The 11,832-nt window shown below is 72.3% G+C and carries 10 protein-coding genes; 7 read left to right on the forward strand and 3 right to left on the reverse strand.

What is annotated here, in order from left to right:
* The 4 genes from VGB14_06815 to pyk all read left to right on the forward strand — a co-directional run.
* Positions 1 to 338, forward strand: a 338-nt coding sequence (locus tag VGB14_06815) for a hypothetical protein (protein ID HEX9992619.1), incomplete at its 5' end; no start/stop codon positions are given.
* 42 nt (positions 339 to 380) lie between these two features.
* Positions 381 to 1,991 carry a CSLREA domain-containing protein gene (locus tag VGB14_06820; protein HEX9992620.1) on the forward strand — a complete coding sequence of 537 codons (1,611 nt, stop codon included), beginning with the start codon at positions 381 to 383 and terminating at the stop codon, positions 1,989 to 1,991.
* A gap of 81 nt (positions 1,992 to 2,072) precedes the next feature.
* Positions 2,073 to 3,980, forward strand: a complete 1,908-nt coding sequence (locus VGB14_06825) for a CocE/NonD family hydrolase (GenBank protein HEX9992621.1) — start codon at positions 2,073 to 2,075, stop codon at positions 3,978 to 3,980.
* Positions 3,977 to 5,419 carry a pyruvate kinase gene (gene pyk, locus VGB14_06830; protein ID HEX9992622.1) on the forward strand — a complete coding sequence of 481 codons (1,443 nt, stop codon included), beginning with the start codon at positions 3,977 to 3,979 and terminating at the stop codon, positions 5,417 to 5,419. The genes VGB14_06825 and pyk overlap by 4 nt, the downstream gene beginning before the upstream one ends.
* Positions 5,420 to 5,435: 16 nt before the next feature.
* Here pyk and VGB14_06835 read toward each other — a convergent pair whose 3' ends face one another.
* From VGB14_06835 to VGB14_06845, 3 genes are all read right to left on the reverse strand, one after another.
* The gene (locus VGB14_06835; protein ID HEX9992623.1) at positions 5,436 to 6,794 is read right to left on the reverse strand and encodes a hypothetical protein; all 1,359 of its coding nucleotides are present in this window, start codon (positions 6,792 to 6,794) and stop codon (positions 5,436 to 5,438) included.
* Positions 6,795 to 6,991: 197 nt separating this feature from the next.
* On the reverse strand, positions 6,992 to 8,227 hold the full coding sequence (locus VGB14_06840; GenBank protein ID HEX9992624.1) for a polysaccharide deacetylase family protein: 1,236 nt from the start codon (positions 8,225 to 8,227) through the stop codon (positions 6,992 to 6,994).
* 854 nt (positions 8,228 to 9,081) lie between these two features.
* Complete coding sequence (locus VGB14_06845) at positions 9,082 to 9,228, reverse strand: hypothetical protein (protein ID HEX9992625.1); 147 nt, start codon at positions 9,226 to 9,228, stop codon at positions 9,082 to 9,084.
* Between the two features lie 52 nt (positions 9,229 to 9,280).
* On the opposite strand from VGB14_06845, the gene VGB14_06850 reads away from it, so the two are divergent.
* The 3 genes from VGB14_06850 to VGB14_06860 all read left to right on the forward strand — a co-directional run bounded on the left by VGB14_06850 (position 9,281) and on the right by VGB14_06860 (position 11,817).
* Positions 9,281 to 9,442 carry a hypothetical protein gene (locus tag VGB14_06850; protein HEX9992626.1) on the forward strand — a complete coding sequence of 54 codons (162 nt, stop codon included), beginning with the start codon at positions 9,281 to 9,283 and terminating at the stop codon, positions 9,440 to 9,442.
* Positions 9,443 to 9,515: 73 nt separating this feature from the next.
* Positions 9,516 to 11,045: a hypothetical protein gene (locus VGB14_06855; protein HEX9992627.1), complete on the forward strand. Its 1,530-nt coding sequence runs from the start codon at positions 9,516 to 9,518 to the stop codon at positions 11,043 to 11,045.
* A gap of 4 nt (positions 11,046 to 11,049) precedes the next feature.
* Complete coding sequence (locus tag VGB14_06860) at positions 11,050 to 11,817, forward strand: hypothetical protein (GenBank protein ID HEX9992628.1); 768 nt, start codon at positions 11,050 to 11,052, stop codon at positions 11,815 to 11,817.
* The last annotated feature ends 15 nt before the right edge of the window (positions 11,818 to 11,832 follow it).

Below are 11,832 nucleotides of genomic sequence, written 5' to 3' on the forward strand. Positions count from 1 at the left end.
TGCGGCTGGGTGGCGACGGCAGCCTCGACCCCACCTTCGGCGGCGACGGCGTCGTCACCGTGCCGCTCGGGAGCGGGCTCAGCGACGCCGCGGTCGGCGTCGGCGTCCAACCCGACGGTCGGGTGGTCGTGGCCGCCAACGACGACCGCACCGACGGCGAAGCGGTCGCCGTGCTGCGGTTCCGCCCGGGAGGACGCCCCGACCGCACGTTCGGCGGCACGGGGATCGTGTACGTGGAGGCGGGGCAGTCCGCGTGGCACGCGATGGCGCTCGGGCCGGCCGGCGCCCTGATGCTCGGCCGGATCTCGCCGCTCGTGACCGTCCGCGTCGTGCTCTGACACCGGCACCGGCCCACCAGCAGAACCAGGAGAGGACGACCGATGCGCACACGGACGGCGATCGCCGCCCTCGTCGTGGTCGGGGTGGCCGTGCCGGCCACGCCGGCGCCGGCTGCGGAGGGCGGCTCGGCGACCTTCGTCGTCACGACCGTGTCGGACGACGACACCGGTGGGTGCGACGAGGCCAGCTGCACCCTGCGGGAGGCGATCACGGCGGCGAACGCGCTGCCGGCCGAGACCGCGAGCACGATCGCCTTCGCCCTGCCGGGCTCGCCGCCGTTCGGCATCCGGCCGGCGAGGCCCCTCCCGCCTCTGTTGCGGGGCACGACGATCGACGGCACGACCCAACCCGGCTACGCGGGAGCGCCGGTCGTGGAGATCAACCTCGTCCGCGCCGGGCCGCTGGAGGTCACACCCGCCTACATCTCGCCGATCCCGGTCGTCCGTGGCCTGGCCGTCAACCGCTCTCGCGCCGAGGGGATCGTCGTCGCCGGCCGCCACTTCCTCCTTGACCGCAGCTTCGTCGGGACCGACGTCACCGGGACGGTCGACCGCGGGAACGCCGGCGACGGCCTCTTCCTCCGCTACGTCGACGCCGACGTCGTCGACAGCGTCGTGTCGGGCAACGGCGGCGTCGGGATCCGGTCCGAGGGCGGCAGCAGCACGATCGTCAGGGGCTCCCGGATCGGGACGGACGTCGCCGGGACGTCCGCCGTGCCGAACACCGGCGGCGGCGTCTCGATCTCGGCGACCGCGGGCGTCGTCGCCGACAACGTGATCTCCGGGAACGGGAGCCACGGCGTCGCCGTCGGGTTCGAGCTGGCGTTCGGGCCCGTCGGCCTGCTCGTCGCCGGCAACCGCATCGGCACCGACGTCACGGGGACGGCCCCGCTCGCAAACCTGGGCGACGGCATCCGGCAGACGAACGCCACCGTGCGCATCGGCGTCGTCGACGCCCCGAACGTCATCGCCGCCAACCGCGGCCGGGGCATCGCGGTCGACGGCTACGGCAACGTGGTCGTCGAGGCCAACGCCATCGGCACCGACCTCACGGGCACGCGGCGCCTGGGCAACGGCGGCGCCGGCGTGTCGCTGGGCATCGCCACGTCCTGGCCGTACCGGAGCTGGGTCGGCGGGGCGTTCCTGGACGGCACCAACCGCGTGGCCTTCAACCGGGGCCCGGGGATCGAGCTGCTGGCGGGGGCTGGCAACGTCGCCGTCACGTCCAACCTCGTGCACGACAACGCCGGGCTGGCCGTCGACCTCCTCGGCGACGGCGTGACGGCCAACGACCCCGGCGACGAGGACGACGGCCCCAACCGGCTCCAGAACTTCCCGGACATCGCCACGGCGACGGCGGCCGGCGCGACCACCACCGTCGCCGGCACGCTCGACTCCCTGCCCGAAGCGTCGTTCCGCGTCGAGGTCTTCGCCGACGCCGCCTGCGACGCCTCCGGCCACGGCGAGGCCGGGCGCCTGCTCGGGTCGGTGACCGTGCGGACCGACGGCGACGGCCATGCGTCGTTCGACGAGTCCTTCTCCGGGCGGAGCCGCCCGGGCCAGGTCGTCTCGGCGACGGCGACCCAGGTCGTCCACGACCTGGACCAGGCCACCTCGGAGCTCTCGACCTGCGTGGCGGTGGCGGCCGGCTGACCCGCCCGTCCCCGCGCTGGCCGTTTCCCCCCGCGAGCGCGAGGGTACGGGGCGGCCGCATTCCGAGTGAGGGGGACGTCGATGGGCCCACGCCCGTGGTGGGGGCGCCTGCTGGCGCCGGTGCTGGCCGTCCTGGCGGGGGCGACCGTGCTCGTCGCCGCGCCCGCCCCACGGGCGGTCGCGGCGCCGAACGACTACGTCACCATGCCCGACGGCGTGGACATCGCCGTCAACGTGCGGCTCCCCGACGGCTACCAGCCCGGGCAGCGGTACCCGACCGTGTTCGAGATGTCGGGCTACGACGGCGGCTCGGCCGAGAACGGCACCTTGCTGAACGACCTCGGCCTGACCATGGTCCCCGTCCTCCCGCACGACGACAGCCGCCAGCTCACCGAGCGGTTCAACCGGGAGTACGTCACCGTCCACGCGTCCGTGCGGGGCACCGGCTGCTCGGGCGGCGAGTTCGACCTGTTCAGCTGGAAGAGCGCCGAGGACGGGAAGTACGTCATCGACGAGTGGATCGCCCGCCAGCCGTGGTCCGACGGCGACGTCGCCATCATGGGCCACTCCTACAGCGGGATCACCGGCTTCATGGTCGCCGCCACCCGGCCCCGCCACCTCAGGGCCGTCACCGTCTCCGGCCTGATCGACGACCTCTACCGGGGGCTCACGTACCCGGGCGGCGTCGCCAACTACGGCTTCCCGCTGCTGTGGGCCGGCGCCATCCGCCCGGCCTACGACCTGCTCGGCGGCGTCGCCCCCGGCATCTTCCGGGAGGAGGACGATGACGACGTCGAGAACCGCCGCCTGCGCTGCGCGAACGACCAGCTGACCAAGCGGCGGACGGTCCTCGACGACCCGCTCGTGCAGGGCCTGAACGACACCGACAGCGAGTGGTTCAGGGCCCGCTCGCTCGTCACCTACGCCCACCTGATCGACGTGCCGATCCACGTGACCGGCGCGTACCAGGACGAGCAGACGGGGCCGCGCGGCCCGACGCACCTGTGGGAGCTGGTGCGGGGCGTGCCCAAGCGGCTGGTGATCACCAACGGCGACCACGACACCCAGAACCCGTCGAGCGCCGGGCCGGAGGTGTGGGCCGACCGCAAGGCCTGGGTCGACCACTGGATGGGCGTGGCCGCCGATCCCCGCTTCGGCGCGCTCGACGAGGACCGCCGCTCGGTGACGACCCTGCTCGAGACCCACCGCGACGCCGACGGCGTGCTCGTGTCCAACGGGCGGATCGAGTCGACCGACTTCCCGCTCGAGACGACGCGGTGGACGGACTGGCACTTCCGCAGCGGCGGCCGCCTCACCCGCTCGGCCCCGGGCGTGCTCGAGGCGCCGTCGGACGCGTACCTCTCCGGCTCCCGGCGGCAGGCGTGGTCGTACCAGGCCGGGCCGGCGTTCGGCCCGCCGTTCACGACCGCCGACGGGCCCGACGAGCTCGTCTACCGCACCTCGCCGATGACCGCGCCGATGGCCGTCGTCGGGCCGATCACCGCCACCCTGTTCCTGTCGGCCACGTCGGTCGACACCGAGCTGTTCGTCCAGCTGATCGACGAGGCGCCCGACGGCAGCCGCACGTACCTCCAGCGGGGCATGCTGCGGTCCAGCCACCGGGCCGTCGACGAGACGAAGAGCGACGTCGACGACGGCGTGCTGTACCGGCCGTGGCGGCCGCACACGAACCCCCAGCTGGTCGTGCCCGGCGCCGTCGAGGAGTACCTGGTCGAGGTGTTCCCGGTCGGCCACGTGTTCCGGCCGGGGCACCGGCTGCTCGTGAAGGTGAGCGCCCCGCCGATCCTCGACAGCTACTACGCCTACGTCCCGAAGACCACGCCCGGCGTGAACACCTTGTTCCACACCGTCGCCCGGCCCAGCCGGCTCACCCTGCCCCTCGTGCCGCTCGACGGCGTGGCGCTCGGCCCCGAGCTGGCCTGCGGGGCGCAGGAGGCCGTCCGCTGCATCCCGGCGCCGAACGGGTGACCGAGCGCCGGGCCGGTCGCCGCACGAAGGTGGTGGCGACGGTCGGCCCGGCCTGCGACGCCCCGGCCGCGCTCCAGGCGATGGCCGCGGCGGGGATGGACGTGGCCCGGGTGACCCTCGCGCACGGGCCGACGGACGAGGCGCTGGACCGCGTGCGCCGGCTGCGGGCCGCCGTGCCCGGCGTCGGCGTGATGGCCGACCTCCCGGGGCCGAAGGTGCGGGCCGCGCCGTTTCCCGAGGGCGGGGCCCGCCTGGTGCCCGGCGCGCCGGTCTCGCTCGTCGGCGCCGGGCCGGGCGACGGCAGCACGTCCGAGCGGGTCGGGGTCACCGACGACGTCGTGCTCGCCCTCCTCCAGCCCGGCGACCGGGTCGCCCTCGGCGACGGCGGGGTGGTGCTCACCGTCGTCGACCGGTCCGGCGACCGCGTGTCGGCGACGGTGCGCAGCGGCGGCACCGTGCAGGGCCGGCCCGGCATCGCCGTCCCCGGCGCCCGGGTCCCGCTCGCCACCCCGACCGCCGACGACCTCGAGCGCCTCGACGCGCTCGTGGCCGAGGGCGTGGACCTCGTCGCCGTGTCCTTCGTCCGCTCGGCCGACGACGTCGCCCGCGTGCGCTCGGCCGCGGGCGCCGACCCGCCCATGCTGGTGGCGAAGATCGAGACGCCCGAGGCGGTCGAGGACCTCGACCGCATCGTGGCGGTGGCCGACGCCGTGATGGTCGCCCGCGGCGACCTCGGGGTGCGGCTCCCGTTCGAGGAGGTGCCGCACCTCCAGAAGCGGATCATCCGCTCGGGCGTCCGCTACGGCCGGCCGGTGATCACCGCCACGCAGATGCTGGAGTCGATGGTGACGGCCACGACGCCGACCAGGGCCGAGGTGACCGACGTGGCCAACGCCGTGCTCGACGGCACCAGCGCGCTGATGCTGTCGGGCGAGACGGCGATCGGCGTGGACCCGGTCGCCGCGGTGACGGCCATGGCCCGCATCGCCGAGCGGGCCGAGCGGGACTTCGACTACGCCGGCTGGGGCGCCAACCTGGGCGTCCAGGAGGTGGCCGGAGGGCGGGGGTCGCCGGCCGGGATCACGGCGGCGACGACGGCCGCCGGCTGGAAGGCGGCCATCGACCAGGAGGCGGAGCTGATCGTGGCCTGCACGCGGTCGGGGGCGACGGCCAGGGCCATCTCCCGGTTCCGGCCCGGCATCCCGATCGTGGCCGCCACGCCGTCGGAGCGCACGGCCCGCCAGCTCACGCTCAGCTGGGGGGTGCGGGCGCTCGTCGTCCCCGAGTCGACGAGCACCGACGACATCGTGTGGTTCGCCGTGCAGGCGGCCGTGCGGGCCGGGCTGGCCGCCGTGGGCGACGTGGCCGTCGTGCTCGCCGGGTCGCCGACCGAGCCCGAGCCGGCCACCGACACGATGCGCCTCGTCCGCATCCGCTGACGGCGCGCCTGGCCCGCTACGGCGCCGCCACGAAGGTGGCGGTCACGGACCTGGCCCGCCGCATGGTCAGGGTGCACGTCGTGGACGTCCCCGTGCAGTCGCCGCTCCAGCCGGCGAACCGGGCGCCGGTCGCCGGCCTGGCCTTCAGCGTGACGGTCGTCCTGGCCACGAACGTGGCGGCGCAGTCGCGGCCGCACGTGATGCCGTCCGGCGTGCTGCGCACGGTGCCCCGTCCCGTCCTGGCGACGGTGAGCGCCGCCGTGCCCGGCACGGAACCGGCGCGCGCCCCCCAGTCGGGCTCGGTCTTGTTGCGGCCGTCGAAGGTCAGCTGCCTCGGCCGGGCGGCGGCGGCCGCGGTGGCGGCGGCGAGCGTCGTGGCCGACTCGGGCGAAGGGACGGGCAGGGCGTACAGCTCGTAGGTCCCCGTGACGGCGCTGAGGAAGATGATCTGGGTGCCGTCGGGCGACCAGCCCGGCTGGTACTCGTCGTTCGTGCCCGTCCTCGTCACGTTGCGGAGGTCGGTGGGGTCGTCGGCGTTGACGAGCCAGATGTCCCAGTCGCCGGTGCGGAAGCTGGCGAAGGCGATCAGGCTCGAGTTGGGCGACCACTGCGGGGTCATGTCCTCGGTGGAGCCGCACAGGGCGCTCTCGTCGAAGGTCAGCCGGGTGAGGTCGTCGCCGAACCCGTCGCCGTCGAGGTCGTGGGAGTCCATCATCCAGAGGTCGCACGAGTCGACGCCCTCGCCGCGCCCCCGGGACACGAACGCGATCCGCTCGCCGTCGGGCGACCACGTCACCTGCGAGTCGCTGATGCCGCCGCCGAACTCGGGCAGCGGGTCGGTGGTCAGCCGGGTGGCCGGGGGCAGGTCGCCCGCCTCGCCGGTCGCGTCCATCACGTACAGCTCGTAGCTCCAGTTGGGGCTCCCGTCGGCGTTCGGGCGGGACGACACGAACGCGATGCGGGTGCCGTCCGGCGACCACGCGGGCTGGAAGTCGCCGTAGCAGTCGAAGTCGTCCTCGCACGGCTCGCTGACGACGGACCAGTCGTCGGTCGCCGGGTCGGTGTCCATCACCTGGATGCGGGGCCCGAAGTGGGTGCCCCACCCGTCGAACGCGATCCGGGTGCCGTCGGGGGACCAGTCCGGGTTGCCGTTGTACCGGCCGTCGCTCGTGAGCCGGACCGGCGCCGCGTCGTGCGTGGCCGGGTCCATCACGTAGATGTCGTAGTTCCCCTGGTCGTCCCAGGACGAGTAGGAGATCAGCCCGTTCGGTGCCGGCGCCCCTGCGGTCGCCGGCCCGGCGCCGACGATCCCCAACCCGCCGAGCAGCGCCGTCGCCAGTGCGACCGCTGCGGACGTCCGGCTCCGGTGCCTCATCTCCGTCTCGTTTCTCGTGGAATGGCGCCCCCGTGGGCGACCGGTCCCGACGGTACGGCACGGGGTCCAAAGGGACCGTTAAGCAGGGGTGATGTCGCGCCGCTGCCCGTGATCCGTCGGGCCCGGGACCGCCCTGCCGGCAGCGTCGCTACGGGTCGCGCGCACCGACCTTCAGCCGACGCCGCGCCGGGTCGGGGCTAGTACTCGACGACGGCGATGCCCGCCGCGTCGAGCAGGTGGCGGTCGAGGTGGCCGGCCGCGCCGGTCGGCACGGTCAGGGTCGCCGGGTCGCCGTCGCTCACCCAGCGGTCGCCGGGGTGGGCCTCGAACCACCAGAACGCCGTCTCCGCGATGCCCTTCTGGGGCTCGGGCTGGATGCGGGGGACGTGGAACGGGTCGAAGCGGTCGTCGCCCGGCGGGTAGCTCGGCCCGCCCATGGCCTCGACGGCGCCGGCGAACCGGTAGGCGCCGCGTGCGCCGTCGCCGGCCCGGAGGATGCCCTCGTTGGCCGGGTAGTTGCCGTAGGGGAGGGCGAGGCTGACGACGTCGTAGTCGGGGACGAGCTCGCCGATGGCCGTGTCGGCCGCCGCCAGCTGGTCGATGACCTGGCCGAAGCCGGCCGTCGCGAGGTCGGCGTGCCAGAGCGTGTGGTTGCCGATCTCCATGCCGTGGTCGACGAGGTAGCGCAGCTTCACCTCGGCCAGCTCGGGCTGGTCGAACAGGTTGTTGGGCGGCGCCGCCTCGGGGAGCACGAAGAACGTGCCCCGCATCGGCCAGTCGGGGTGCTCGGCGGAGAAGGCGGTGAGGATGCCGACGGCGCTGTCGGGGGTCGGCACCCACTCGCCGTCGCGCTCCTCCATCGTGAGCTGGCTGTCGCTCGAGTCGTCGAAGGTGAGGACGACCGGCGTCTTGCCGGCGGGGACGTCGAGGTCCCACTCGAACAGGTCCCGCAGGTTCACCGGGTGGTAGCCGTGCTCGTAGAGGTAGTCGAGCTGGGCCCGGAAGTCGGCCGGCGAGATGGTGAGGTCCGGCGCCGAGGCGGGGTCCCCGACCCGGTGGTACATGAACACCATAATCCGCCCGGCCTCGTTGGGCGGCAGCCGCGTGGCGTTGACGGCGGCCCGGTGGGCAACGGCCGGCTCGGCGGCGTCAGCGGCCGCGCCCGGCGACGCATAGTGCGCCCGGCCGAGCAGGAGCCCGACGAGCAGGCAGTAGGCAAGCGTGTGCCCCGCCCGCTTGTGGTGAGCCGCGTCCAGCCCCAGCAGCTCGCGAAGCGAGTGCCCACCCGGTTGGCGCTCCGGGCCGCCGCCCCGGAGCCGGCGACGGAGCCGCCCCCAGGCGAGCCCGGGTTGTGCCCCGCCGAGCCTCAGCCGGCCACGAAGCGTGGACCCGGTCGTCTCGTCCCCGTCGTGGCGCGCCGCGCCGAACCCCAACAGGTCCCGGATGCGGTCGATCGCTGCCCTCCCAGGCCGTGCACGTGCCCCGTCGTGTCGGCCGGCCGAGCCCGTCCCGCTTGCCGGTCGACGGATCGTAGCGCCCCTGCCCGGTACGCTCGCCGATGCCCGCCCTCGTAGCTCAGGGGAGAGAGCAGCGGTTTCCTAATTCCACCCGGCCGGTCGCGTCTCCGCTGGACCATGTCGTTCCACAGGTCGGCTGCCGTGTGGAGGTGACCGCGAGGTGCCGCTCACAACTCCCATGCGCCGCCCGTTGTGGCACGGCGGAGCCATCGGGGTCAGAACGAAACGCCTGCAGACGACGATCTCGTTCGCCTCCGAACCACCGGGTCGCGGGATTCGAACTCAACGTTCTCCAGACCTGACTCGATCGGGAGCATCGCGACGAGTACCACTTGGACTCATTCGGGCTACGGCGGTAGCTCGGAACGAGCGCCTCGCAGGGGCGGCATCTTGTGCCGACCCAGACCTCTTCAAGCGACTCGCCCTCATTGCGAGTCCCTCGGTGTCGGCGTACGACCCGACACCTCCTCACCGGGTCGAGTACGCGCCTCCGCGATCAGACCAGGAGCCTGTTCGTTGACCTGCACGACGAACGATCGGGCCTCCTCGAGCGTCAACACGAGATCCAAGTAGTCCGGCTCGGTGGGCATCAAGTCGCTCTCCTGTCGCGCCGCTTGAGCGCTGCGTAGGCGTCGTCGCGGCTGACCGCCTCATGCCAGCCGACGGCGAGTGCCCACACCGACGTCGTTGTCTTCATCGTGCCGCCAGAGCCCGCGATAGCGCCCGTGGTGGGGGCTATAAACCGGAGCGGACGTCACGCGGAGCTTGGTTCACTCCTGCCCCTTCGGGTCCTGGCTGCGTTGCTCCACGAACGCACGGACGACGTCGTGCACGTCGACGAAGTCATTCGCCGGCCGTCGCGCAAATGTGTCGAGGGCGAGATCATCGAGCGCGCGGCGCGTCAGCCGGAAAGGCACAACGCCGAACGTTCACGGGAGGTGTGACGAGCGGGGGCTACCCGCGCAGCGCATGGACCGCCTCGGCCCGGCGCTTCGCCCGCTGCGCTGCCTGCTCGTGGAGACAGTGGGCCACGGCGTCGACGTCTCCGACCGAAGGATGGTCACGCATCAGCTTCACGTGGGCGTCCTGTCGAACCGAGGCATGGCAATCTCGCTGTCCTTCCGCGCATGACGGGCATACACGAACGTGTGTTCCCAGACAGCCCCCGGGCAAAGTGTCACAGGGCACTTCTAGGCTTGCCCCCGTGGGGATGAGTTATCCGGACGACTTCGGTGATCTGTCGCTGTCGATCGCGACCGACGACGGCGCGATCACCCGCCGAGTCAAGGCGATCGCGGCCACCCGGCCCCTGCACGACCTGGAGCGAAACAAGGCGAGCTTCGGCGGAGACCACTGGGACCGCTACGACCTGATGAGCCTCGCGATCGCCACGATCGACGAGGTCGCCCTGGCGATGGGCGTCTCCGCAGGCCGGAGCTATGACGAAGCACTTGCTCACTGCGCACGCCAAGCCGCCCGCCAGAATCCCGAAGATGACGAGACGGAGCACGAGCTCGTCGCGTCGCGGGTGCTGAGCGCGCTTCTCGCCGATGTCCCCGAAGTCGTTACTTACGTCGACCACACCGGAGACGCACCGACCCAACGGCGCCACGAGTTCCGGCTCCTGTACGAACAGTGGAACCCGGATGAGACCGTGCATCTGCGTGCCTCCGAACACGCGGTAAACGTCCTTATCGACGCGCTTGATCTCGACGTCGAGTCAGCCCAGATCGCCGCCGAAGCGCAGATGCGTGCGCTCCTCGAGCGTGGCGCGCTCGACAGCGCCGTCGAGATCGCCCGACGCGCGGTCTACCTGACGGTGCAGCACCTCGAACAGGTGCGGTCCATCCTGCGGGACACCCAGATGGATCACGAAACCTGGGACTGGGGCGAAACCGTGCCCTTCATCCTGCGCCGCGCACTCAACCACATTTCCGACCGCATCACCGCCGAGACGCGGCTCCTGTCCGCCGTGGAGGACCGCCGCGACGCCGAGCAGGATCCGGTGCAGCGGCAGCGCGCGAACGAGCTCGTGCGCCTGCTCCGGTCGTGCTACTCCCGGCACCTGGACCTTCAGCGCCACCTCATCGGCGCTCGCCAAGTGCACCGCGACGCCCAGGATGACAGCTTCCGCCGTACCCGCGGGAGCCTCCGACGCGTCGATCTCGAAGCCGATGTCCTCGTACCGCTGCTTGGCTCACCTACAGGCAAGGTGCAGCGCTGGTGCACGGACATGTTTGAGAGAATGGCCGCGCTGCGGCCCGTTGTGCCCCCGTCGCTAGCCGTGCTTCTGGACGAGTTGCTGGAGCCGCCGACCGAACCGGACGAAGGCGAGCTAGACGAGGACCCGTTCTTCGACGACGTAGACGTCGATCCGTGGTGGGTCGCGTACCAGAACCTCGTTGACGGGCTCCTCGCCGATGTCTCCGAACCCGCGTACCTGTCCGACCTGCTTACCCGCGGCCGCGAAGGGGTCAACACCACCGGCGACACCCTCGATCCGCGGACCGTTGCGGCCGTGCTCTGCCACGCATCCCATGAGTTGCTGGGCACGAACCTGATGGCGGCCGAGCCCGACACACCTATCCTCCTTGCGATCTCGACGGGTGCTCGCACCGAGGACCCGACCATCGACGCCGATGATTTACTCGTCGTCCCGGTGAGCGTCACAGCGGCTGCCGTCGAGGGTGGATGGCCGACGGCTGATGCCGACGCCCTCGATGGCGTGGGGTAGGAGCATGAGCGTCAAGGGCGAGGATCTGGCCGACATCGGCCGCCTGCTGGGGTACGCGGCACGTCCCAAGGAGCTGCCGGCGCGAACTGAGGCATATAGGGAGCTCGTCGACCGGTACCTACATGACGAGCAGTTCGCGCTCGCCGCCGACCGCGTCGCCGCCGGCACTGGCATCACACTCCATGTCGACCCCGTCGCCGGAGCAATCGCCGTCGCAGATGCTGACGCTCCGTTCAGGATGCCGCTGTCCGAGTTCCGGAAGAACACATACCCACACGAACGAGCGCTCCTCGGCATCGTGGTCCTGTCGGTGGCCCGGGTCGCGTACCCGACCACCGACCGGCTCGACGACGACCAGCGGGTCGCAGTTGTCGCAGTCTCCGGTGTCGTCGACTACCTGAACCGGCTCATCGACCGGCTCTCAGATGCGGCTGCCGCGGACCCCGAGAACAGCGACGACGCGCTCATCGAGCTGTGGCGCCAGTGGGTTCGTATGCGCCAGGACCGCTTCGACGCGAAACGCGTGTCGATCAAGGACCGGCTCGGAATCGTGAAGCGCACGTGCGAGTACCTCGAGGAGCAAGGCTTGCTACAGCGTCGCAGTAACGAGGATGGCGGCACCTACCGGGCCACACACCGGTTCCGGCTCGCGGTTACCGCGCTCGTGGAGGACAGTGACGTGTACGCCGGCCTCGTCAAGCTCACCGACAAGCCCACCAGATCCGCGGTGACCGACGCCGAAGGTGCCGCCGGCGGGAAAGACGAGCGGTGAGCGCACCGACGCCCC

This window comes from Acidimicrobiales bacterium (assembly GCA_036399815.1).
Lineage (GTDB): Bacteria > Actinomycetota > Acidimicrobiia > Acidimicrobiales > DASWMK01 > DASWMK01.

Bases quoted from the DNA above. Each gene is read 5' to 3' on its own strand.
- VGB14_06820 (HEX9992620.1), top strand. From the start codon at position 381: ATGCGCACACGGACGGCGATCGCCGCCCTCGTCGTGGTCGGGGTGGCC.
- VGB14_06825 (HEX9992621.1), top strand. From the start codon at position 2,073: ATGGGCCCACGCCCGTGGTGGGGGCGCCTGCTGGCGCCGGTGCTGGCC.
- VGB14_06835 (HEX9992623.1), bottom strand. From the start codon at position 6,794: ATGAGGCACCGGAGCCGGACGTCCGCAGCGGTCGCACTGGCGACGGCG.
- VGB14_06850 (HEX9992626.1), top strand. From the start codon at position 9,281: ATGGACCGCCTCGGCCCGGCGCTTCGCCCGCTGCGCTGCCTGCTCGTG.
- VGB14_06860 (HEX9992628.1), top strand. From the start codon at position 11,050: ATGAGCGTCAAGGGCGAGGATCTGGCCGACATCGGCCGCCTGCTGGGG.